This window comes from Nocardioides sp. CER19, from assembly GCF_029846275.1.
Classification (GTDB): Bacteria; Actinomycetota; Actinomycetes; order Propionibacteriales; family Nocardioidaceae; genus Nocardioides.
The window spans coordinates 520,198-544,437 of the sequence record NZ_JARVWS010000003.1 but is presented as its reverse complement, the minus strand read 5'-3'; the positions used below and the strand labels follow the sequence as shown (position 1 = coordinate 544,437).

Below are 24,240 nucleotides of genomic sequence, written 5' to 3'. Positions count from 1 at the left end.
CGACAGGCCCGCGGAGGCCACTAGGGTGACGCCATGGGCAAGCAAGAGGACTTCGTGCTGCGGGCGCTCGAGGAGCGCGACGTCAGGTTCGTCCGACTCTGGTTCACCGACGTGCTCGGCTTCCTCAAGTCGGTCGCGGTGGCCCCGGCCGAGCTCGACGCGGCGTTCGCCGAGGGCATCGGCTTCGACGGCTCGGCGATCGAGGGCTTCGCGCGGGTCTACGAGTCCGACATGCTGGCCAAGCCGGACCCCTCGACGTTCCAGATCCTGCCGTGGCGCGACCAGGGGCCGGCCACCGCGCGCATGTTCTGCGACATCGTGATGCCCGACGGCAGCCCGTCGTACGCCGACCCGCGCTTCGTCCTGAAGCGGACCCTGTCGAAGGCGGCCGAGAAGGGCTTCACCTTCTACACGCACCCCGAGATCGAGTTCTACCTGTTCAAGGACGCCCCGCAGAAGGGCAGGCCGCCGGTGCCGGTGGACCGCAGCGGCTACTTCGACCACACGGCGCAGTCGATGGGATCGGACTTCCGCCGCGAGGCGATCACGATGCTCGAGCAGATGGGCATCAGCGTCGAGTTCAGCCACCACGAGGGCGGGCCGGGCCAGCAGGAGATCGACCTGCGCTACGCGGACGCGTTGTCGACCGCCGACAACATCATGACCTTCCGCACCGTCATCCGTGAGGTGGCGCTCAGCCAAGGCATCTGGGCCTCGTTCATGCCCAAGCCCTACACCGAGCACCCGGGCTCCGGCATGCACACCCACGTCAGCCTGTTCGAGGGCGATGCCAACGCGTTCTACGAGGCGGGCGCCGAGTACGGGCTGTCGAAGATCGGCCGTCAGTTCATCGCCGGCGTGCTGCACCACGCGCCCGAGATCAGCGTCGTCACCAACCAGTGGGTCAACTCCTACAAGCGGCTGATCACCGGCAGCGAGGCGCCCACCCACGTCTCGTGGGGCCACAACAACCGCTCCGCGATGGTGCGCGTACCGATGTACAAGCCGCTCAAGGGCCAGTCGACCCGAGTGGAGGTCCGCACCATCGACGCGGCCGCGAACCCCTACCTCGCCTTCGCCGCCGTCCTCGCCGCCGGGATGAAGGGCATCGAGGAGAGCTACGACGTGCCGCGCGAGGCCGAGGACGACGTCTGGTCGCTCACGGACCGCGAGCGGCGTGCGCTCGGCCTCGATCCGCTGCCGGCCAGCCTCGACGAGGCCATCGCCCTCGCGGAGCGCTCCGAGCTGCTCGCCGAGACGCTCGGGGAGCACGTCTTCGACTTCTTCCTGCGCAACAAGCGGGCGGAGTGGCAGCAGTACCGCGGCGTCGTCTCGGCGTTCGAGCGCGACCGGATGCTCCCGGTCCTCTGAGTCGCATGCGTCGAGCGACCGGGAAGGGACACCTGCTCCGGCTCGGCTTCACCGATCCGGACGCGGCCGAGGCGTCGCTGGAGGCGTTGGGGTCGTCCGCCGAGCCGATCCTCGCGATGCTCGGACTGGTCGCCGACCCCGACCTGGCGCTCGCGGCGCTGGCTCGCGTCCTCGCGGCGGCGGAGGACGCCGACGACCTGCTCGACACCCTCGCGGAGGACGAGGGCTCGGCGATGCGGCTGCTCAGCGTCCTCGGCGCGAGCGAGGCGCTCGGCCAGCACCTGGTGCGGCATCCGGGGCACTGGCGCGAGCTCACCGATCCGCTGCTCGGATCGACCCGCGCGCCGGCGTACGCGATGAGGGAGGACCTGCTGCGCGCGGTCGGCGCGGAGCCGCACGACCCGCGGCCGGTCGCGACCCTCGAGCACCGGGCGGCGCTGGACGCGCTGCGGGTCGAGTACCGCCGGATCCTGCTGCGCCTCGCCGCGCGCGACCTCGCCCACGGCCTCACCGTCGAGGACACCGCCGCCGAGCTCTCCGACCTGGCCGTCGGGACGCTCGACGCGGCGCTCGCGGTCGCGCGCGCCGCCGTGCCGAACGCCGAGGCGGCCCGGCTCGCCGTCCTCGCGATGGGCAAGTGCGGCGGCCACGAGCTCAACTACGTCTCCGACGTCGACGTCATCTTCGTCCACGAGCCTGCCGAGGGCGTCGACGAGCAGACCGCGCTGAAGGTCGCGACCCAGCTCGGGAGCCAGCTCATCGGCGTCTGCGGGGAGCTGACGTCCGAGGGACGGATCTGGGCGGTCGACGCGGCGCTCCGGCCGGAGGGCAAGGCCGGCCAGCTCAGCCGCACGCTGGCCGCGATGGGTGCCTACTACGAGCGGTGGGCGAGCACCTGGGAGTTCCAGGCGCTGCTCAAGGCCCGCCCTGCGGCCGGCGACCTGGAGCTCGGGCAGGCGTTCGTCGACCGGGTGCAGCCGCTCATCTGGCGCGCCGCCGAGCGGGAGGGGTTCGTCGCCGAGACCCAGGCGATGCGGCGCCGGGTGGTCGCGCACCTACCGCTCAAGGACGCCGACCGCGAGCTCAAGCTGGGCGAGGGCGGCCTGCGCGACGTCGAGTTCGCCGTCCAGCTCCTCCAGCTCGTCCACGGGCGGTCCGACGAGCGACTGCGCTCCCCGTCGACGCTGAGCGCCCTGGCGGCCCTCACCGAGGGCGGCTACGTCGGTCGCGAGGACGGCGAGACGCTCCACACGGCGTACGCCTTCCTGCGCCGGCTCGAGCACCACATCCAGCTCCACCGCCTCCGCCGCACCCACGTCGTGCCCGACGACGAGGCGTCGCTGCGCCGGCTGGGCCGGGGACTGGGGTTCCTGAAGGAGCCGGTGAAGTCGCTGCTCGACGAGTGGCAGCAGCAGCGCCTGGAGGTACGCCGGCTGCACGAGAAGCTCTTCTACCGGCCGCTGCTCAGCGCCGTCGCCCGCATCCCCGGCGACTTCGGCCGGCTCTCGCCGGAGGAGGCCGGGCGGCGGCTCGCCGCGCTCGGGTACGACGACCCGGTGGCCGCGCTGCGCCACCTGGAGGCGCTCACCCAGGGCGTGCGGCGGGCCTCGGACATCCAGCGCGCGCTGCTGCCGGTGATGCTGCAGTGGTTCGCCGAGGGGCCGGATCCCGACGCCGGCCTGTTCGGCTTCCGACGGATCAGCGACGCGCTCGGGGAGACCCACTGGTACCTCCGCACCCTGCGCGACGAGGGCATGGTCGCCGAGCGTCTGGCCCGGGTCCTGTCGACCTCGCGCTACGCGACGACGCTGCTCGAGCGCGAGCCCGAGGGCGTCCGGATCCTCGGCGACGACCTGGCGCCGCGGGCGACCCAGCCGGTCGTCGAGGAGATGCTCGCCGCGGGCGGTCGCCGCGACGACGCCGAGCAGGCCGTGCGGGCCATCCGTGGCGTACGACGGCGCGAGCTGTTCCGCATCGCCGCCGGCGACGTCGTCGGGCTCAGCGACGTGGCCGTGGTGAGCGAGGGCCTCAGCCGGCTCACGGACGCCACCCTGCAGGCGACCCTCCAGGTGGTCGGTGAGGCGGTGCGCGCCGAGCGCGGCCTCGACGAGGCGCCGACGGCGATCGCGGTCGTCGCGATGGGCCGTTACGGCGGGTTCGAGCTGTCCTACGCCTCCGACGCCGACGTGCTCTTCGTGCATCGGCCGGCCGACGGGGTCGACCCGCAGGTGGCGGCGTCGTACGCACTCGCCGTGGCGACCGAGCTGCGCCGGCTGCTGGCGCTCGCCGGCGGCGACCCGGCTCTCGTCGTCGACGCCGACCTGCGGCCAGAGGGTCGGTCCGGACCGCTGGTGCGCACGCTGGACGCATACGCCGCCTACTACGGCAAGTGGCACGCCGTGTGGGAGAAGCAGGCGCTGCTGCGGGCCGACGCCGTGGTCGGCGACGAGGAATTGCGGGCCGCGTTCACCCAGCTGATCGACCCGGTCCGCTACCCCGAGGGTGGCGTCAGCGAGGACGACGTCCACGAGATCCGGCGGATCAAGAGCCGCGTCGACTCCGAGCGGCTGCCGCGAGGCGCGGACCCGGCCACGCACCTCAAGCTCGGTCGTGGGGGACTGGCCGACATCGAGTGGACGGTGCAGCTCCTGCAGCTGCGACACGCCCACGAGGCGCCTGGCCTGCGCACCAGCCGGACCCTGGACGCCCTGGCCGCGGCCCGCCACGCCGCCCTGGTCACCGACGGGGACGCCGACGTCCTGCGCGAGGCCTGGCGGATGGCCAGCCGGATCCGCAACGCCGTCACGCTGGTCCGCGGCCGCGCCTCCGACCAGCTCCCCACCGCCGCGCGCGAGCGGCGTGCGGTCGCCGCGATCCTCGGCTACCCGGCCGGGGCGACGGACGAGCTCGTCAACGACTACCTCCGCGCGACGCGGCTGGCGCGCGGCGTCGTCGAGCGGGTGTTCTGGGGCTCTGCCTGACCCGCTGTGCTTCCGGTGCGGTCCGTCGTGGTGCGGACCGGGAGGGCGGGGACGAGGTGGACGGGTCGTCGGCAGTGCGCTGCTGCGGGCGGTTGACGCCAGCAGCCGTCGGCCGGTCCGGGTCGCTCACCTGGGGTGGAAGTGGAGACTTCCGGCGTCGGTCTCGCGGCTCCGGTGGCAGAAGTCTCGACCTTCCAACCCAGCGAGCCCGTGGGCGAAGGGAGCGACTACTCGGAGATCGGCTGTCAGCCAGCCGGCGGAGCGGTGCTGGCGCGGACGATCAGCTCGGTGGGCATCCGCACGTGCCGCTCGATCGACTGGCCCGTGAGCATGGCGAGCAGGACGCGGAGGGCGGTGACGCCCATGTCGTGGAGCGGCTGGGCGACGGTCGACAGCGGGGGAGTGCTGCTGGCGGCGTCGGGGACGTTGTCGTAGCCGATCACGGAGAGGTCCTCGGGCACCCGTAGGCCGAGCTCGTTGGCGATCTGGAGGACCTTGATCGCCGAGAGGTCGTTCGCGGCGAAGACCGCCGTCGGGCGCTGACCGGCCGGCAGGCTGAGCAGCTCGCGAGCGGGCGCGTCGGCGAGGTCGGGGTGGTAGCCACCGACCTTCATGAGAGACGGGTCGGGCGTGAGACCGGCGGCGAAGAACGCCGTACGGAAGCCCTCCTCGCGCAGCTGGGCGGAGCGCAGGTCGGGGCGGCCGCCGAGGAAGGCGACCCGGCGGTGACCGAGCGCGAGCAGGTGGTCGGCGGCCATGCGGGCGCCGTGGATGTTGTCGGAGTCGACGGTCGCCGGGCCGTCCGGACCGGTGTGCGGGTCGACCGCGACCACCGGGATGCCGGCCTGGTCGGTGATGACCATGGACGGCGTGACGACGATGGCGCCGTCGATGAGCGTGCGGGCGAGCCGGGAGAGCGAGCGCCGCTCCCAGCCGGTGCGGCTGTGCACGTCGGTGCTGCCCGCATGGGCGAGCAGCTCGTAGCCGGTGCCGGCCAGGCCCGCGGAGATCCCCTTGAGGAGCTCGGCCGAGTAAGGTTCGAACTCGGCGACGAGTACGCCGATGACCCCGGTGCGCTTGCGCCGCAGGCTGCTCGCGACCAGCGAGGACTCGTAGCCGAGGTCGTCGATGACGGCCAGGACCCGCTCGCTGGTGGCCTCGGCCACGCCATAGCGCCCATTGATGACCTTGGAGACCGTGGCCACGGACACCCCCGCCTCGCGCGCGACGTCGACGATGGTCGCGCGGGCGGTCTTGCGTGGCTGGTCTGCTGTGGTCACGGCGCAGACGTTAGCCCATCAGGCCGCATGTGACGACGATTACGAAATCGTTATCGACAACGATTGACATGGCTATCTCGGTCTGGGAGTCTCGGCGCTCGACGCGTGCTGAGCGTCACAACCCGTCCGAAACAGAAAAAGGGGTCCCCATGGCGAGGAAGACACGAGGCGCAGCGGTGCTGGCCGCTCTGTGTGCCGGCGTGCTGCTCACCACCGCCGCTTGTGGCGGCAGCGACTCGAGCGACAAGAGCTCGAGCGGCGGCAAGACCACGATCACGTGGTGGCACAACTCGAACAACGACCCGGGCAAGAGCTACTACGAGAAGGTCGCGGCCGACTTCGAGAAGACTCACCCGAACGTCGACATCAAGATCAGCGCGATGCAGCACGAGGACATGCTGACCAAGCTCGACGCTGCCTTCCAGAGCGGTGACGCTCCGGACATCTACATGGAGCGCGGTGGCGGCGAGCTCGCCGACCACGTCGAGGCCGGCCTCACCAAGGACCTCTCGAAGGACGCCGCCGACGTCATCTCCAAGCTCGGCGGCAACGTCGCCGGCTGGCAGGTCGACGGCAAGACCTACGCCCTGCCGTTCTCCATGGGCGTCGTCGGCTTCTGGTACAACAAGTCGCTCTTCGCCAAGGCCGGCATCACCGGCACGCCGAAGACGCTCGACGAGTGGTTCTCCGACATCGACAAGCTGAAGGCCGCGGGCATCACCCCGGTCTCCGTCGGCGCCGGCGACAAGTGGCCCGCCGCGCACTACTGGTACTACACCGCGCTGCGCCAGTGCTCGCAGGACGTGCTCCAGAAGGCCGTCCGGAGCCTGGACTTCTCGGACCAGTGCTTCGTCAAGGCCGGTGACACCCTCAAGGACATCATCGCCAAGAAGCCGTTCAACGCCGGCTTCCTCTCCACGCCCGCCCAGAGCGGTCCGACCTCGGCCTCCGGCCTCCTGGCCACCGGCAAGGTCGCCATGGAGCTCGCGGGCCACTGGGAGCCCGGCGTCATGCAGGGCCTCACGGCCGACAAGAAGGGCCTCGGCGAGGACACGGGCTGGTTCCCGTTCCCGTCGGTCGACGGTGGCGCGGGTGACCCCGCCGCCCAGCTCGGTGGTGGCGACGCGTGGGGCGTCTCGGAGAAGGCCCCCGCCGTGGCGGTCGACTTCGTGAAGTACCTGCTCTCGGACGAGGTCCAGACCGGCTTCGCCCAGAACGACATGGGTCTGCCGACCAACCCGGCCGCGACCAGCGCCGTCAAGGACCCGGCCCTCGCCCAGCTGCTGCAGGTGCGTGACTCGTCCCCGTTCATCCAGCTGTACTTCGACACCGCCTTCGGCACGTCGATCGGCAACGCGATGAACGACTCGATCGCCCTGCTGTTCGCGGGCAAGGCCTCTTCGCAGGACGTCGTCGACGCCACGCAGAAGGCCGCTGACCAGGAGAAGTGAAGCTGAAGTGACGGAAACCGCTCCCGCGGTGTCCGGACACGACGCCCAGGTTGCCCGGCGTGCGAGCGCACGCCGGGCAACCGGTCGTCCGACGCGGCCCGGAGGCCGCTCGGACGCCTGGCGCAAGCGTCTGGAGATCGCTCTGTTCGTGACGCCCGCACTGGCCCTCATGGCCGTGTTCGTGGCGTGGCCGGTCTTCACGGCCGTCCGGTTCTCGCTGTACAAGTGGAAGGGCTTCGGCCCCCTCAGCAACTTCGTGGGCCTGGACAACTACAAGCTCGTCCTCCAGGACGATGCGTTCACGTCCGCGATCGTCCACAACCTGATCATCGTGGGCGGCTCGATCGCGGTGCAGCTCCCGCTGGGCCTCGGCATCGCGCTCCTGCTCAACCGCAAGATGTGGGGCCAGGGCGTCCTGCGCACGATCATCTTCGTGCCGTACGTCCTGGCCGAGGTCATCGCCGGTGTCGTGTGGTTCCAGCTGCTGCAGCCGCAGTACGGCACGGTCGACGCCCTCCTCGGCAAGGTCGGCCTGCACGGTCCGGAGCAGGGCTTCCTGGGCACGCCCGAGTACGCCCTCTGGACGGTCCTCGCCGTGCTGACCTGGAAGTACCTCGGCCTCGCCGTGATCCTCTTCCTCGCCGGCCTGCAGAGCGTCCCCGAGGAGCTCTACGAGTCGGCGCAGCTCGACGGTGCCTCCTGGTGGCAGGTGCAGCGCAAGATCACCATCCCGCTGCTCGGCCCCACCATCCGCACCTGGTGCTTCCTGTCGATGATCGGCTCGCTCCAGCTCTTCGACATGGTCTGGATCCTCACCGGCGGCGGCCCCGCCAACGCCACGACCACCATGGCGACGTACCTCGTCGAGCAGGGCACCAAGAGCCACAACTACGGCATCGCCGGCGCGGCGTCGGTGATCCTCTTCGTCATCGCGTTCGTCATGGCGATCACCTACCAGTTCTTCGTCCTCCGTCGCGACACGCTGGACGACTCCCGCAAGGCGTCTCGGAAGTCACGGAAGGAGGCGGTCCGATGAGCGACGCAGTCGCACGGCGGCCCAAGCGCGGCCGCGGCCACACCTTCGGTGGTGGCAGCCCGCTGGTCTACCTGATCGCGCTGATCGTCGTCGCGATCACGGTCGGCCCGGTGCTGTACGGCGCCCTCGGCGGGTTCCGCACCAACGCCCAGATCGCCGACAAGCCCTCGGCGCTGCCGGACCCGTGGGTCTTCAGCAACTACAAGGGTGTGCTCACGAACTCCTCGTTCTGGCACTACGCGCTCAACTCGACGGCGATCGCGGCCATCACGACGGTGGTGACGGTGATCTTCGGCGTGATGGCGGCGTACCCGCTGGCGCGCTACCAGTTCAAGGGCAGGGAGCCGATGTTCATGGTGTTCGTGCTCGGCCTGCTCTTCCCGGCGGCCGTCGCGATCATCCCGCTCTTCATCATCGTGACCCGCAACCTCAGCATGGGGAACACGTGGTGGGGCGTCGCGCTCCCGCAGGCGGCGTTCGCGCTGCCGATGACCGTGGTGATCCTCCGCCCGTTCCTGATGGCGCTGCCCAAGGAGCTGGAGGAGGCCGCGATGATCGACGGCACCTCGCGGATCGGCCTCTTCTGGCGGATCCTGCTGCCGCTGTCGGCTCCGGGCCTGATCACCGTCGGCGTGCTCGCCTTCGTCGGGTCGTGGAACGCCTACCTGCTGCCGCTCCTGCTGCTGCAGGGCGACATGCGGACCCTGCCGCTCGGCGTGGCCGACTTCTCGACCGAGCACTCGGCCGACACGGCCGGCGTGCTGGCGTTCACCACGCTCTCGATGATCCCCGCCCTGATCCTCTTCCTCGCACTCCAGCGCCGCATCGTCAGCGGCCTGCAGGGCGCGGTCAAGGGCTGACCCCCCACCTGAGAAGAAAGCCGCAACAGTGACCGGATCCCTTCGCGCCCAACCGCTCGTCTCGGAGCGGGTGCGCGACCTCCACGCCAGGATGACGTTGGAGGAGAAGCTCGCGCAGATCGTGGGCTACTGGCTCGACCACGGTGGCGAGGTCGTCGCGCCGATGGCCGGCGAGATGAACAACGCCCGCTCGGGCAAGCTGTCCGAGATCACCGAGCACGGCATCGGCCACTACACCCGTGTCTACGGCACCCGGCCGGTCGACCCGGCCGACCGGGCGTCGTGGCTGTGGGAGGAGCAGCGCCGGCTCGTCGCGGAGACGCAGCTGGGCATCCCGGCGCTGGTCCACGAGGAGTGCCTGACCGGCCTGGCTGCCTGGAAGGCGGCGACGTTCCCGACGCCGCTGGCCTGGGGCGCCTCGTTCGACCCCGCGCTGGTCGAGGAGATGGCCGCCCAGATCGGCGCCGACATGAACGCTCTCGGCATCCACCAGGGCCTCGCGCCGGTGCTCGACGTCATCCGCGACCCCCGCTGGGGACGCACGGAGGAGGCGATCGGAGAGGACCCCTACCTGGTCGGCACCATCGGCACGTCGTACGTCAAGGGTCTCCAGTCGGCAGGCGTGCACGCGACGCTGAAGCACTTCGTCGCCTACTCCGGCTCGCGCGCGGGCCGCAACCATGCACCGGTGTCCGCGGGGCCGCGGGAGATCGCCGACGTGTTCCTGCCACCCTTCGAGATGGCGGTGCTCGACGGCGGCGTGAAGTCGGTCATGGCCGCCTACAACGACGTCGACGGCGTGCCGCTGCACGGCTCGACGGAGTACCTCACCGAGCTGCTGCGAGACACGTGGGGCTTCGACGGCGTCGTCGTCGCCGACTACTTCGGCGTCGCGTTCCTCACTGTCATGCACGCGGTGGCGGCCGACCGAGGTCGCGCCGCGGCGCTGGCCCTCGAGGCCGGCGTCGACGTGGAGCTGCCGAGCGGTGACGCCTACCTCGAACCGCTGGCGGAGCTGATCCGGTCCGGCGAGGTCGACGAGGCGCTCGTCGACCGGGCCGTGCTCCGTGCGCTGGCGCAGAAGGAGGAGCTCGGCCTGCTCGACGCCGACTTCGCGGACCGGCTGGGCGCCCCGCCTGCCGTCATCGACCTCGACACGCCGCGGCACCGCGAGCTGGCCCGCCGGCTCGCCGCCGAGTCGGTCGTGCTGCTGTCGAACGACGGCGTGCTGCCGCTCCGCAGCGGTGCCGGGGCGCCGGCACGCGTGGCCGTCATCGGCCCCAACGCCGACCGCTCCGAGGCGCTCATGGGCTGCTACTCGTTCGCCAACCACGTGCTCGCGCACCAGCCGGACGTCCCGCTCGGCTTCGAGGTGCCGACGATCGCCGAGGCGCTGCGCGAGCAGCTGCCCGAGGCGACGCTGACCGTCGTCCCCGGCTGCGAGGTCGAGGGCGAGGACCGCACCGGCTTCCCGGCCGCGGTCGAGGCGGCCGGTGCGGCGGACGTCGCCGTGCTCGTCATGGGTGACCAGGCCGGCCTGTTCGGCCGTGGCACGGTCGGCGAGGGCAACGACGCCGAGTCGCTCGAGTTGCCGGGCGTCCAGCGCGAGCTGGTCGAGGCGGTCGTCGCGACGGGTACGCCGGTCGTGCTGGTGCTCGTCACCGGCCGTCCCTACGCCATCGGCTGGGCGCTGGACGGGGTCACGACGGACTCGACCAGCGAGAAGCCCGCGGCCGTGCTCCAGGCGTTCTTCCCCGGCGAGGAGGGCGGTCCGGCGATCGCCGACGTGCTCACCGGCGCGGTGAACCCGTCGGGCCGGCTCCCGGTGAGCCTGCCCCGGACGTCCGGTGCGCAGCCGTACTCCTACCTCCAGCCGCTGCTCGGCGGCCCGTCGGAGGTCACGTCGACCGACCCGACCCCGGTCCGGCCGTTCGGCTTCGGCCTGTCGTACACGTCGTTCGCCTACAGCGAGCTGTCGGCCGACGAGTCGGTGGCGACGGACGGGACCTTCCAGGTCAGCGTGCGGGTCAGCAACATCGGCCGGGTCGCCGGCACCGACGTCGTCCAGCTCTACGGCCGCGACCTGCTCGGCTCGGTCGTCCGGCCCGTCTCGCAGCTGCTCGGCTACGAGCGGGTGACGCTGGGTCCCGGCGAGTCGGCGGTCGTCCGGTTCGCCGTGCCCGCCACGCGGCTGGCGTTCTCCGACCGGTCGCTGACCCGGGTGGTCGAGCCGGGCGACGTCGAGGTCTGGGTCGCGGCCTCCGCCGGCGAGAAGGTCGCCACCGCCGTCGCCGAGGGCATCGCGGAGAGCGCGGCCGCTGCGTCGGCCGCGGCCGCGCCGGTGGTCGGCCACCGGGTCGACCGCGCGCTCGTGCGGTTCACGGGCGACGTACACCGTGTGACGACGGCCGACCCGCGCCGGGTGACCGCCGAGGTCGTCGCCGGCTGACAAGACTCCCCGGGGGCGGGCGGTCCCGAGTCCGCCCGCCCCCGGGGACACCAATTCCGGCCTCGTCGGAGCCCTCTGGAATGCTTGCGCCTCGCACCGACCTGGGGGGAGATGGATGAGCGAGATCGCGGGCGAGCTGGCGCGCGTCAAGGCCGCCTTCGCCCAGCCCACGCTGACGCTGCTCCACCAGCGGCAGGCGCCCGTCGTCATCACGATCTTCCGGGCCGCCTTCGGCCGCAACAACAGGCCCATCCCGACCGCGCGGCTGCACACCCAGGTCGAGGAGCACCTCGCCGAGATGAGGCTGGCCGGCGAGTCGGAGGTGCCGACCGGCAACGGCAAGGAGCTCTGCCAGCGCTGGATGCGCGGGCAGTGGCTGGTGCGCTCGCTCGACGAGACCGACCAGGAGGTCTACTCCCTGACCTCCTACGCCCAGCAGGCGCTCGAGCTCGTGAAGACGCTGTCGCGGGACCGCGCCACGCTGAGCGAGCACCGGATCGCCACCATCCTCGGCACGGTCCGCAGGTTCAACTCGGAGGCCAACCCTGACCGCTCCGCCCGGGTGACCATCCTCAACACCGAGATCGCCCGGCTGCAGGCTGAGCGCGACCGTCTGGTGGACGGCGCTGAGATGGTCAGCGCGACCGAGGACTACATGCTCGAGGGCTTCACCGAGCTGCTCTCCCTGATCTCCGCCCTGCCGAGCGACTTCGCGCGCGTCGACGAGCGGTTCGGGCAGATCCGCGCCGAGATCCTCGCGGCCTTCCGCGCCGAGGACCGGCCTGCGGGCCAGGTGATCGACGAGTACCTCGCCCGCGCCGACGCCCTGATGACCGCCACCCAGGAGGGGCGCGCGTTCGAGGGTGCCTTCGCGCTGCTGCGCGACGACGCGCTCGTCACCCAGCTGCGCGAGGACCTGAACGCGCTGCTCGAGCACCCGCTGTCCGGCTGGCTCCTCGGCGACGCCGACCGGGCCGAGCTGCGCGGCACGGTGAAGCTCGTCCGCGACGGGCTCGACCGCGTCCTCGCGCAGCGGTCCCGCGTGACGGCGACGCTCAAGGAGTACATCGTCTCGCACGACGCCGCCCGTGACCGCGAGCTCGAGCAGACGCTGCGCCAGGTCGAGTCCGAGCTGATGACCTGGATGGCGACCACCGGCCCGCGCGCCACCCACGACGTCCCGCTGCTGCCCGCGCGGGCCTCCGTCGAGCACCTGCGCGAGCGGTTCTACGACCCGGCGGACGACGTACTGCCCGAGCGGATCGCGCTGGCCTCGGCCGAGGACGCGCCGTCGCTCTCGCTGTCGTCGCTGATGGCCCAGGGCGGCCCCCAGCTCCCCTCGCTGCGCGAGCGGCTCGAGGCGGCGCTCGCCAGCACCAACCCGGCGGCGTCCCTCGGCGCGCTCTTCGACACCCTCGAGCCCGCGCTGCGGCGCCCTGTCGAGATCTTCGGCCTGCTCCACCTCGCCGCCGACCGGGGCTGGGACACCGAGGACCGGACCGAGTCCTACGCCGCCCTGCGGTCCGACGGCACGCGCCGCACGTTCGACGTCCCGCGGCTGCCGCTGCCCGACCCCGACCTTGGCCACGACCTGGAGAAGAGCCGATGACCCTCGATGACGACTGGGCCCCGGAGGTCGCGCCCGCGGAGGCGATGGGCGAGTTCGAGGCCGAGCTCGCCGACGCGTCCTCGGTGTCGCTGTGGGAGGGCGACGAGGGCGGGTTGGAGTACCGCCAGCGCCGAGCCCTCGTCACGTTGCTCAAGCAGCGGTTCATCAGCGCGCGCACGCACCCGCGCGACTGGCAGGTGCTCGTCGAGCACGAGCGCGTGCTGCGGTCGCGGCTCAACGACCTCTTCCTCGACCTGCAGATCGACCCGGTCCGCGAGGTGGCCTGGAAGCGGCAGGCCGTCTCCGAGACCGGGAGCCGCTTCCCGACGATGCTCTACGACGCGGCCTGGAGCCGCGAGGAGACGCTCGTCCTCGTCCACCTCCGCGACCGGCTGCGGGCGGGCGCGGCGGCGGGGGAGTCGCGGGTGTTCGTCGACCGCGAGGACCTGGTCGAGTACGTCGCCAGCTTCCGTCCCGCCCACGCGACAGACGAGGCGGGCGACGAGAAGCGCGCCCGCAACGCGGTGACGAGCCTGGCCAAGGCCGGGCTGCTCATCACCGGCACCAGCGAGGACCGGTTCGAGATCAGCGAGGCCGTCGAGCCACTGCTGCCGCTCGAGCTGCTCCAGGAGCTGCTCGAGGCGCTGCAGCGGGCCAACGGCACCGAGGCGCCCGAGCCCGAGGACGCCGACCTGTTCGACGAGCCCGAGGAGGAGCAGGAGTGAGCACCGACGCGCTCGAGGCCGGGGACGAGCTCGAGGAGTTCGACGAGGGTACGGTCAGCAACGGGCTCTTCGACGAGCAGGTCGTCGCCACGCCGGCGGACGACACCGTGCAGTGGCGCGCCGAGCTGCTGCAGCTGGTCAACTGGGGCGGCTTCGGTGGCCTGACCCGGATCCCCCTGCACGGCGACGCGACGATGATCTCCGGCGCGTCCGGCGTCGGGAAGTCGACCATCCTCGACGCCTACACGGCGCTGATGATGCCGTCGGACACGAAGTTCAACGGCGCCTCCAACGACGCGGTCGCGGGCCGAGCCCGAGGCGTCGGCCAGCGTAACCTCCTCTCCTACCTGCGGGGTGCCGTCGACGTCGTCGACGACCCGCGGACCGGCCGGCCGGTCGAGAAGCTGCTGCGCGGCAAGGGCGCCGACACCTGGGGTGCGGTCGCCATGACGTTCGTCAGCGACCAGGATCGCCGCTTCACCGCGCTGCGGACCTACTACGTCCCGCGCCGGGCGGCCCGCTCGGCCGACGTACAGATGCAGCTCGTCACGCACGAGGGCGCCCTCGCGCTGGAGACGCTCGAGGTCGCGGTCCCCGAGCGATTCCACGCCAACACGCTCAAGAAGCTCTTCCCCGGCGTCCGCGTGCACCGCACGTACGCCGAGTTCGCGGCCGTCCTCCATGCCCGGCTCGGGATCGGCGCCAACGGCGACGGGTCGAAGGCGCTGCGGCTGCTCGCGCGGATCCAGGCGGGCAACCAGGTGCGCAGCGTCGACGAGCTCTACAAGGACATGGTGCTCGAGCGACCGGCGACCTACGCCGCCGCCGACCGCGCGATCGAGCACTTCGACGACCTCGACTCGGCCTACTCGGCCATGCGGACCGAGGAGCAGAAGCTCGAGGTGCTCGCGCCGATCGCCGGGCTGCACGAGCGCAAGGTCGCGGCCACGCGGCGCGCGGCCGAGCTCGACTCCTACGGCGTCACGGGGTCCGGCGACACCCCGTTGCGGCTGTGGCTGCTCCGCACCCACCTGCGGCTGCTGGAGACGGCGGTCGAGGAGAACCGCGCGGCACGGGCCGCGACGGCCGAGGCGCTGGCCTCCGGCTCGAGCACCGAGGCGGCGCTGCAGAGCGACCTGGAGGCGGCCAAGGAGGCACACCGCGCGGCCGGCGGCTCGACGCTGCAGGCGCTGGCGTCGTCGCTGGAGCAGGAGCAGGTCGTCCGTGCGGACCGCGCCGGGCGCCGTGCGGCGCTGCAGGAGCGGCTGCTGCCGTTGCTCGAGGTCACGGGCACCGACGCCGAGCGGGTCGAGGGGGCTCTGGACTCTGCCGACGCCTTCCACGCGCTGCAGGCCGAGGCACGGCGCTGGCTCGACGGTCACGAGGCCGAGCAGGACCGGCTGACGGGGCTGCGTGACGCGGCGGTCGGCCGGCGCGTCCCGCTGCTGCAGCGCAAGGACGAGCTGACCCGTGAGCGGGCCTCCCTCGAGAGCCGGGCCGGCCGGGTGCCGGTCGTGCTGCACGAGCTGCGGGCCGAGGTGGCGAGGGCGAGCGGACTGTCCGCCGAGGAGCTGCCGTTCGTCGCGGAGCTCATCGACGTCGCGCCCGAGGAGGCGCGCTGGCGCACCGCGATCGAGACCGTGCTCGGCGGCTCGGCGCGCGTCATGCTCGTCCCGCTCGACCGGCTGGAGGAGTTCTCCCAGGCCATCGACGGGCTGCGGCTGCGCGGCCGGCTCACCTTCGAGGGCGCCGAGCTGGACCTGCCCGACACCGGACCGGCCGACCCCGAGCGGATCGCCGGCAAGCTGCTCTTCAAGGACTCGCCGTTCTCCGGCTGGGTCCAGCAGCACGTGTCCGAGCCGGCGCGTGACGCGCTCTGCGTCGAGACGGCCGACGGGCTCGCCGGGCCGGGCCTACGGGTGACGCTCGCCGGCCAGACCCGCAACGGGCGGCGCGGCTCGCACGGCCGCAACGACGCCCGCAGCATCATCGGCTTCTCCAACGAGGAGGCGATCGCCGAGGTCGACGCGGAGCTGACCGGCCTCGAGCGGCAGCTCGAGGAGCTGGACGCCGAGGTCACCGAGCTCGGGCGACAGGTGAGCGTGCTGGGTCAGCGCCGGGCGGCGTACGACGCCGTGGCGGTCGCGCGCTTCGACGACCTCGACGTCGCGGGCAGCGACGAGCGCATCGCCGACATCGAGCGCCGCCGCGCGGAGCTCCTCCAGGCGGACGACCAGCTGAACGTGCTCGAGCGCCAGATCCTCGACCTCGAGGCCAGGCTCGACTCCGCCCGCAAGCTGCGCTTCGGGCTGGAGCAGGAGCAGAAGCGGCGCAGCGACGAGCACGGCGAGCTGGTCGACTCCGAGGACATGGTCAAGGACCGGCTCGAGGCGATGGAGCGCGCCGGCGGGGTCGAGCTCAGCGAGGAGCAGGCCGCCAGCCTGACGGCGGAGTTCGCGGCCGCGGCGGCACCTGCCGACCCCGACCACGTGGACCGCTTCACCGAGAACTCCCAGCGACTCGCCGAGCGGCTGCGGCTGGCCGTGGCCGACGCGGAGGCCGAGACCAAGCGGGTCGACGAGGACCTCGCCGCGATCTTCCGGACCTACAAGCTCCAGTGGGACTCGCCGAACCTGGGTGCCACGGTCGACTCCTACCCCGACTACGCGCGCATCCTCGAGGAGATCCGCGCGACCGGCCTCGCCGAGCGTCGCTCGGAGTGGCGCCGCCGGCTCACGGAGTGGAGCGGCCAGGACCTCGTGCCGCTGGTCGGCGCGATGGCCGCGTCGGTCGAGGAGATCGAGGACCGGCTGGAGCCGATCAACGCGATCCTGCGGCGGCTCGAGTTCGGCGCCGCCGGCGACCGCCTCCGGATCCGGCTGCGGCGGCTCGCGCCCGCGCACGTGCAGGCGTTCATGAAGGACCTCCGTGCGCTGTCGTCAGGCTCGACCGCCGAGCTCGGGGAGGCCGATCTGGAGAGGCGGTTCGTCGACCTGAGCCGGTTCATGCAGCAGCTGCGCCGGCCCGAGCACACCGTCGACGGCACCAGCGACCGCGACCGGCTGCTCGACGTACGACGGCACGTGGAGATCAGCGCGGAGCGCTACGACCACCTGTCCGGCGAGCTGCGGGCGACGTACCGCACGCTGGGGGAGAAGAGCGGCGGTGAGTCGCAGGAGCTGGTCGCCTTCATCGTCGGGTCGGCGCTGCGCTTCCGTCTCGGGGACGAGATGCGGTCACGCCCGCGCTTCGCGCCGGTCTTCCTCGACGAGGGCTTCGTCAAGGCGGACTCAGAGTTCGCAGGGCGCGCGGTGCGGGCGTGGAAGGGCCTCGGCTTCCAGCTGATCATCGGCGTACCGCTGGACAAGGTGACCGGCCTCGAGCCGCACATGGACGAGCTGCTCGCGATCACCAAGAACGCGAGCACCCATCAGGCCCGGATCACTCCGATCACCGAGGCGAGCCGGGGTTGACCTCGGACCTGAGCGGGGGCTGAACGGCGCGACGCCGCCGACCCGAGCGGGGAGATCCCGCTCGACGCGGCGGCGTCGGTCGTACTCGCCTGATCAGAAGCCGCTCGAGCGGCGCTCCTCCTGGGTCTGCGTACCGTCTGCATGCGTGCGCGTGGCGACGGTGCGGGTGCCGCGGGCGCGGTTCCACGTGATCGCCGTCAGCACGATGACCAGCGCACCGACGATCGCGAGGATCCAGCCGACCATCTGGAGGTCGACACCCTGCACGCTGGCGTTGACCGCGAGGGCGAGGATCAGCCCCACGGCAAGCAGGAACGCTCCAAGTCCGTAACCCATCAGATGACTCCTTCGTGTCCGCGTCGCTGGTGGGCGACGCCCCCCGGTGCCCGACGGGATCGCGAGCCAAACCAGGTGATGTCGGCGGGTCTGGGCGGTGAGTGGTCGACGGTGCGTGGGTTGGGGACGGTGATGGCTCACCGCCGCAGGACGCGAGCGATCACGACCCAGCCGCCGGCCCCCTGACCGACCGAGTGTCGTCAGGCAGTCGCACGGTCCGCCCGGCGGCGTCGAGGTGAGCGAGCAGCGGCAGCACCACTCGCCGGCTCGTGCCGAGCGCCTGGCGCGCCGCGCTGGTGGTGAACGGCTGTGGCAGCCCGGCCAGGAGCGCCGTCGCGCGGGCCGGGGCGTCGGGGAGCAGCACCACGCCCGGGGCGAGGCGGAGCACGTGCCCGTCGCGATGGAGTACGGCGACCGCGCCGGCGTCGAGCCCGAGCGCAGTGAGCTCCTCGGCGGTCGGCGCGGCGAACGGCGCCGCGGACAGCTGCGCCCGGAGCCCCTCGAGCGCCGCGACGAGACCCGGGGGAAGGGACGCATCACCCGAGCGGATGCGGCCGCCCTCCGTGCGCAGCGGCTCCTCGACGAGCGCGTCGACCAGCGCCGGGTCGGGAAGCCCCAGCTCGTGGGCGGCCGCGGCGGGGGTCACGCCGTTGACGCCGGCCGCCTCGACCAGGGCGACCAGCGCGGCCCGCAGCTCGCGGGCGCGGGACGGCGCCAGCAGCCAGTCGCCGGCAGCGACCGTCCCCGGCGGCAACGGGCCCGGCGACGCGCCGATCCGCCGCAGCAGACCGCTCCGCACCAGCCCGCGCGTCGCGAGCTCGGCGGCCGTCGTACCGTCATGCCCCGCGAGCACCTCCGCCCGAGCGGCGGCCGCGCCGCGGCGCTGCAGCGCCGGGGGCTGCGGGTCCAGCACGGTGACACCCCAGAGCGTCCGGCTGCCGGGGTCGCGCAGGATGGCCCGGTCGCCGATCCGCAGGGGGAGCGCCCCGTCGAGCGTCAGCCGGTAGTAGTCCTTGCCGAGCGGCCGCGCGTGCACGGCGGCCAGCGTGGAGCCGAGGTGGAGCACCGGACGTTCCGGGACGCGCCCCTCGCCGCGCAGCGCCACGTCGACCGCCGTCGCGGGCAGGAACGCGTCGGGCGTGAGCAGGGCAGTGCCCCGGACGATGCCCTCAGGCGCGCGTCCGCCGAGGTCCAGGGCGACGCGGGCGACGCCGCTCATCCGCTGCCGGGCCCGTCCGAGGGCCTCGAGCCCGCGCACGCGCGCCTCCGCACCGCCGAGCAGCACGAGCGTGTCGCCGACGGCGACGGTGCCGGCCGGCAGGGTGCCCGTGACCACGGTGCCCGAGCCGCGGATGTGGAACCGCCGGTCCACCCACAGCCTGACATCCGCGGACGGGTCGGGCTCGGGCACGTGTGCGAGTACGTCGGCCAACGTCTGGCGCAGCTCGTCCAGCCCGGCACCCGTGCGGCCGCTGACCACGACGGCCGGCGCTCCGGCGAGCCCGGTGCCGTCGACCTCCGCCCGTGCCCGCGCGAGTGCTGGGGCGGGGTCGGCCAGGTCCGCCCGGGTGACGACGACGACCCCGTGCCGCACCCCGAGGGCGTCGAGGGCCGCGAGGTGCTCGGCGGCCTGCGGCATCCAGGGGTCGTCGGCGGCCACGACGAGCAGGGCGACCGGCACCGGTCCGACGCCGGCGAGGGTCGTGGCCAGGAAGCGCTGGTGTCCGGGCACGTCGACGAAGGCCACCTCGCCCACCCCGGCGAGCTCGGTCCAGGCGTAGCCCAGCTCGATGGACAGCCCGCGCCGCCGCTCCTCCTCGAGCCGGTCGGGGTCGGTGCCGGTGAGCGCGCGGACGAGCGTCGACTTCCCGTGGTCGACGTGGCCGGCGGTCGCGACGACGTGCATCAGCCGGCGCGCTCCGCGGTCGCCACCCGGCGTACGACCTCGGCGAGCTCGTCATCGGCCTCGGCCGGGACGGCGAGCAGGTCGAGCATCAGCCGCCCGTCGGCGACCCGTCCGACCACGGGCGGCTCGCCGGATCGCAGCGGCTCGGCGAGGTCGGCCGGCAGCGCCACCGCGGCGCTCGGCAGCGGCAGTCCGGGCGCGCCGCCCCCGCCGACCCGGCCCTCGGACTCGACGGCGGTCGCGAGGTCGGGCCCGATGGCCAGCGCGAGCCGGCGGGCTCGGGCGAGCAGCTCCTCGGGCCGGCCGGCCAGCGCGACGGCGACCGGGGGAGGCGGCCCGGTCAGCGTGGCCTCCAGCGCCGCGAGCGTGAGCTTGTCGACCCGGAGCGCCCGCGCCAGCGGGTGCCGGCGCAGCCGCTCCACCAGCTCCGCGGAGCCGAGCAGCAGCCCGGCCTGCGGACCGCCGAGCAGCTTGTCGCCGGACGCAGTCACCAGGGTCGCCCCGTCGCGGAGGACGGTGGTGGCGTCGGGCTCGTCGGGCAGCCGCGGGTGGGGAGCGAGCAGACCCGAGCCGATGTCGACGACCAGCGGGACGCCGTGCTCACGGCACAGGGCCGACAGTGCGTCGACCGGGACGCTGGAGGTGAAGCCCTCGACCCGGAAGTTGGAGGGATGGACCTTGAGCACGAACGCCGTCTCGTCGTCCAGCGCCGCCTCGTAGTCGGCGAGGTGCACCCGGTTGGTCGACCCGACCTCGCGGAGCGACGCACCGGTCGACTCGAGCAGCTCCGGGATGCGGAAGCCGTCGCCGATCTCGACCAGCTCCCCGCGGGCGATCACGATCCGCCGGCCCGTCGCCAGCGCGCAGGCCGCGAGAGCCAGGGCGGCGGCGCCGTTGTTGACGACGTGCACCCCGCCCGCGTCTGGCACCCGGGCGGCCAGCGCCGCGAGTGCCGCGGCGCCGCGGCGTCCCCGCCGGCCCGTCGCGAGGTCGAGCTCGACGTCGGTCGCCCCGGCCGCGACCGTGACCGCCTCGACGGCGGCCGGCGACAGGGGAGCGCGGCCGAGGTTGGTGTGCACGACGACCCCGGTCGCGTTGACCACCCGCCGCAGCGACGTCGCCGACGCCGGCAGCACTGCGAGCACGTGCGCGACGACGTCCTCGGGAGCGACCGCACCCGACCGGCAGGCCTCCAAGGTCGCGGCCACCGCAGTCTTCACCCGAACCCGCCCGAGCCGCGCCGCGGCCGCCGCCACAGCCGGGTCGGCGAGCACGGCGTCGGTGCGCGGCGTACGCCGGCGCGGGTCCTCGGTCACTGCGGGACTCCTTCCACGCCGGACGGAAGCTTTGGCGGAGGCGGACGGGAATCGAACCCGCCTGACCGGGATGCCCGGCCACAACGGTTTTGAGGACCGCGCCCATCACCAGACGAGGTACGCCTCCGCGTGCAATCTAGCGGGCCGCACGAGGGGCCTGTTTTGGCCCCACCGACGGTGGTTACATAGCCGGTGTGACTGACTTCCTGGGCTGGCCTCTGCTGCGTCAGGTCACCGGGCGCGACAAGCTGGGCCGAGGCGCTGCGGCGATGTCGCGCCGCAGCGACACCCTCGAGCCGCGGACCGTCGAGGCCGACAAGGTCGTCGACTCGGTCTGCCCCTACTGTGCCGTCGGCTGCGCCCAGAAGGTCTTCGTCAAGGACGGCAAGGTCACCCAGATCGAGGGCAACCCGGCCAGCCCGATCTCGCGCGGCCGGCTCTGCCCGAAGGGCAGCGCCAGCAAGCAGCTGGTCACCAGCCCGACCCGCGTGACGAAGGTCCGCTACCGGCGGCCGTACGCCACCGAGTGGGAGGACCTCGACCTGGAGACGGCCGTCGACATGATCGCCGACCGGGTCATCAAGACCCGCCGGCAGTTCTGGCAGGAGGAGACGGACGGCAAGCGCACCCGGCGGACGTTGGGCATCGCCAGCCTCGGAGGAGCGACCCTCGACAACGAGGAGAACTACCTCATGAAGAAGCTCTACACGGCGATGGGCGCGATCCAGATCGAGAACCAGGCCCGTATTTGACACTCCTCCACGGTTCCCGGTCTGGGGACCTCGTTCGGCCGTGGTGGGGCGACCACCTTCCTGCAGGACCTGAGCAACGCTGACTGCATCCTCATCGAGGGCTCGAACATGGCCGAGGCCCACCCGGTGGGCTTCCAGTGGGTCGTCGAGGCGAAGCGGCGAGGGGCGACGATCATCCACGTCGACCCGCGGTTCACCCGCACGTCGGCGCTGGCAGACGTCCACGTGCCGATCCGGGCCGGCTCCGACATCGCGTTCCTCGGCGGTCTCGTCAACCACGTCCTGAGCAACGACGCGGACTTCCGCGAGTACGTCGTCGCCTACACGAACGCCGCCAACATCGTCGACTCCGACTTCCAGGACACCGAGGACCTCGACGGGCTCTTCTCCGGCTACGACCCGGAGTCGGGCCACTACGACCCGACGACGTGGCGCTACGAGCCGCCCGAGGACCCGACCTCCGACGAGCAGGAGCTCCAGCAGGAGCTCGAGCACGAGGAGCACGAGGGCGGCAGTGACGGTCACGCGCAGGCGCACCTGGCCGCACAGTCGGAGGCGCGGGGCTCCGGCGGCGCCGCCGTGCCGTGGAAGGGGCGCCGCGACGAGACGCTGCAGCACCCGCGCTGCGTCTACCAGATCCTGAAACGGCACTTCTCCCGCTACACCCCGGAGATGGTCCAGGAGGTCTGCGGCATCTCGCCGGAGCAGCTGAGGCAGGTCGCGGAGTCGCTGGTCGCCAACAGCGGTCGGGAGCGGACGGCGGCGTTCTGCTACGCGGTCGGCTGGACCCAGCACACGACCGGGGCGCAGATGATCCGCACCGCCTCGATCCTGCAGCTGTTGCTGGGCAACATCGGCCGCCCGGGCGGCGGGATCATGGCTCTCCGCGGGCACGCGTCGATCCAGGGGTCGACCGACATCCCGACGCTCTTCAACATCCTGCCGGGCTACCTCCCGATGCGGCACGCCGACCAGCACCAGTCGCTCGACCAGTGGCTGGCGGACGACGAGGGCAAGGCGGGCTTCTGGGGCGAGTCGCGGTCCTACGCCGTCAGCCTGCTCAAGTCCTACTGGGGCGACGCGGCGACGCCCGACAACGACTTCTGCTTCGACTACCTGCCGCGGGTCACCGGCGACCACTCGTCGTACACGACCGTGAAGGCGCAGATCGAGGGCCGGTGCAAGGGCTACTTCCTGGTGGGGGAGAACCCCGCGGTCGGGTCGGCGAACGGCAAGATGCAGCGGCTCGGCCTGGCCAACCTCGACTGGCTGGTCGTGCGTGACCTGCAGATGATCGAGTCGGCGACGTTCTGGAAGGACGGCCCCGAGATCGAGACCGGCGAGCTGGTCACCGAGGAGATCGGCACCGAGGTGTTCTTCCTTCCGGCCGCGTCCCACGTGGAGAAGGCGGGGTCGTTCACCCAGACCCAGCGGATGCTGCAGTGGCGCGACAAGGCGGTCGAGCCCCCGGGTGACGCCCGGAGCGAGCTGCAGTTCTACTTCCAGCTCGGCAAGCGGATCCGCCAGAAGCTGGCCGGGTCGACCGACGAGATGGACCGGCCGCTGCTCGACCTGACGTGGGACTACCCGGCGGACGAGCTCGGCGACCCCGAGCCGGAGACGGTGCTGCGCGAGATCAACGGCACCGGTCCCGACGGCGCGGCCCTGTCGGCGTACACCGAGCTGAAGGCGGACGGCTCCACCGCGTGCGGCTGCTGGATCTACTGCGGCGTCTACGCCGACGAGACCAACATGGCCCGCCGCCGCAAGCCGCACTGGGAGCAGAACCAGGTCGCCCCGGAGTGGGGCTGGGTGTGGCCGGCCAACCGGCGCATCCTCTACAACCGCGCCTCGGCGGCGCCGGACGGCAGCCCGTGGAGCGAGCGGAAGCGCTACATCTGGTGGGACGCCGACGAGGGGAAGTGGACGGGCGACGACGTGCCCGACTTCATCCCCGACCGGTCGCCCGACTACGTCCCGGAGGACGGCGCGAAGGGGCCTGCGGCGATCAGGGGGACCGACCCGTTCATCATGCAGACGGACGGGAAGGGCTGGCTCTTCGCGACGGTCGGTCTCGCGGACGGGCCGATGCCGACCCACTACGAGCCGCCCGAGTCGCCGCTGCCCAACCCGCTCTACCAGCAGCAGAACAACCCCACCAGGCGCTCGCTCGCCACCGCCTCCAACCCGCTCAACCCGAGCTACACGGAGGTCTTCCCCTACGTCTTCACGACCTACCGGCTCACCGAGCACCACACGGCCGGCGGGATGAGCCGGACGCTGCCCTACCTCACCGAGCTCCAGCCGGAGCCGTTCTGCGAGGTGTCCCCGCGGCTGGCCGCGGAGCGAGGCCTGGAGCACCTCGGCTGGGCGACGATCGTGACGTCGCGGACGGCGATCGAGGCGCGTGTGCTGGTCACCGACCGCGTGCGGTCGCTGCGGCTGGGGGACCGGACCATCGAGCAGATCGGGCTGCCCTACCACTGGGGCCCCAACGGGCTCGTCCCCGGCGACTCACCGAACGACCTGGTCAACGTGACCATGGACCCGAACGTCTACATCCAGGACAAGGTGGGCACCTGTGACATCCGGCCGGGTCGACGCCCTCGGGGCAGCGCGTTGACGGCGTACGTCGAGGAGTACCGCCGCCGGGCCGGCGTCGAGGAGACCACGACCGAAGGGACGCAGGGATGAG

The 24,240-nt window shown here is 72.5% G+C and carries 14 protein-coding genes and 1 tRNA gene; 10 read left to right on the top strand and 5 right to left on the bottom strand.

Translation table 11 applies throughout. The features are described 5' to 3' along the window. Positions 1-33 precede the first annotated feature (33 nt). Positions 34-1,371: a glutamine synthetase family protein gene (locus tag QDS12_RS18075; protein ID WP_279881547.1), complete on the top strand. Its 1,338-nt coding sequence runs from the start codon at positions 34-36 to the stop codon at positions 1,369-1,371. Positions 1,372-1,376: 5 nt separating this feature from the next. Continuing rightward, positions 1,377-4,352: a bifunctional [glutamine synthetase] adenylyltransferase/[glutamine synthetase]-adenylyl-L-tyrosine phosphorylase gene (locus QDS12_RS18070; RefSeq protein WP_279881544.1), complete on the top strand. Its 2,976-nt coding sequence runs from the start codon at positions 1,377-1,379 to the stop codon at positions 4,350-4,352. A 245-nt stretch (positions 4,353-4,597) separates the two neighbouring features. Here the strand turns inward: QDS12_RS18070 and QDS12_RS18065 are convergent, their stop codons facing one another. Then, positions 4,598-5,632, bottom strand: coding sequence for a LacI family DNA-binding transcriptional regulator (locus QDS12_RS18065; RefSeq protein ID WP_279881541.1), 1,035 nt, complete (start codon positions 5,630-5,632; stop codon positions 4,598-4,600). A 149-nt stretch (positions 5,633-5,781) separates the two neighbouring features. Here QDS12_RS18065 and QDS12_RS18060 point away from each other — a divergent pair, with 149 nt between their 5' ends. The 7 genes from QDS12_RS18060 (at position 5,782) to QDS12_RS18030 (ending at position 17,235) form a co-directional block, all read left to right on the top strand. Next, positions 5,782-7,083 (top strand): extracellular solute-binding protein, encoded by a 1,302-nt coding sequence (locus tag QDS12_RS18060; RefSeq protein WP_279881538.1) that lies wholly within the window; start codon positions 5,782-5,784, stop codon positions 7,081-7,083. Between the two features lie 148 nt (positions 7,084-7,231). Next, entirely contained in the window at positions 7,232-8,119 is an 888-nt protein-coding gene (locus QDS12_RS18055; protein WP_279881534.1) for a sugar ABC transporter permease, read from the top strand. After that, complete coding sequence (locus QDS12_RS18050) at positions 8,116-8,979, top strand: carbohydrate ABC transporter permease (RefSeq protein WP_279881531.1); 864 nt, start codon at positions 8,116-8,118, stop codon at positions 8,977-8,979. The genes QDS12_RS18055 and QDS12_RS18050 overlap by 4 nt, the downstream gene beginning before the upstream one ends. Before the next feature lie 28 nt (positions 8,980-9,007). Further along, positions 9,008-11,428 carry a glycoside hydrolase family 3 N-terminal domain-containing protein gene (locus QDS12_RS18045; RefSeq protein ID WP_279881529.1) on the top strand — a complete coding sequence of 807 codons (2,421 nt, stop codon included), beginning with the start codon at positions 9,008-9,010 and terminating at the stop codon, positions 11,426-11,428. Between the two features lie 115 nt (positions 11,429-11,543). Next, positions 11,544-13,037 carry a DUF3375 domain-containing protein gene (locus tag QDS12_RS18040; RefSeq protein ID WP_279881527.1) on the top strand — a complete coding sequence of 498 codons (1,494 nt, stop codon included), beginning with the start codon at positions 11,544-11,546 and terminating at the stop codon, positions 13,035-13,037. Continuing rightward, positions 13,034-13,762: a DUF4194 domain-containing protein gene (locus tag QDS12_RS18035; RefSeq protein ID WP_279881524.1), complete on the top strand. Its 729-nt coding sequence runs from the start codon at positions 13,034-13,036 to the stop codon at positions 13,760-13,762. Before QDS12_RS18040 ends, QDS12_RS18035 begins: the two co-directional genes overlap by 4 nt. Further along, entirely contained in the window at positions 13,759-17,235 is a 3,477-nt protein-coding gene (locus QDS12_RS18030) for an SbcC/MukB-like Walker B domain-containing protein (protein WP_279881521.1), read from the top strand. Before QDS12_RS18035 ends, QDS12_RS18030 begins: the two co-directional genes overlap by 4 nt. Before the next feature lie 93 nt (positions 17,236-17,328). On the opposite strand, the gene QDS12_RS18025 is transcribed toward QDS12_RS18030, so the two are convergent. The 4 genes from QDS12_RS18025 to QDS12_RS18010 form a co-directional block, all read right to left on the bottom strand. Next, positions 17,329-17,571 (bottom strand): DUF6458 family protein, encoded by a 243-nt coding sequence (locus tag QDS12_RS18025; RefSeq protein ID WP_279881518.1) that lies wholly within the window; start codon positions 17,569-17,571, stop codon positions 17,329-17,331. Between the two features lie 160 nt (positions 17,572-17,731). Next, positions 17,732-19,477: a selenocysteine-specific translation elongation factor gene (gene selB / locus QDS12_RS18020; protein ID WP_279881515.1), complete on the bottom strand. Its 1,746-nt coding sequence runs from the start codon at positions 19,475-19,477 to the stop codon at positions 17,732-17,734. After that, on the bottom strand, positions 19,477-20,793 hold the full coding sequence (selA, locus tag QDS12_RS18015; protein WP_279881512.1) for an L-seryl-tRNA(Sec) selenium transferase: 1,317 nt from the start codon (positions 20,791-20,793) through the stop codon (positions 19,477-19,479). The genes selB and selA overlap by 1 nt, the downstream gene beginning before the upstream one ends. Before the next feature lie 32 nt (positions 20,794-20,825). Beyond that, positions 20,826-20,920 (bottom strand) — tRNA-Sec (locus QDS12_RS18010). A gap of 58 nt (positions 20,921-20,978) precedes the next feature. Here QDS12_RS18010 and fdh point away from each other — a divergent pair. Next, positions 20,979-24,239, top strand: coding sequence for a formate dehydrogenase (gene fdh, locus QDS12_RS18005; RefSeq protein WP_279882203.1), 3,261 nt, complete (start codon positions 20,979-20,981; stop codon positions 24,237-24,239). The last annotated feature ends 1 nt before the right edge of the window (position 24,240 follow it).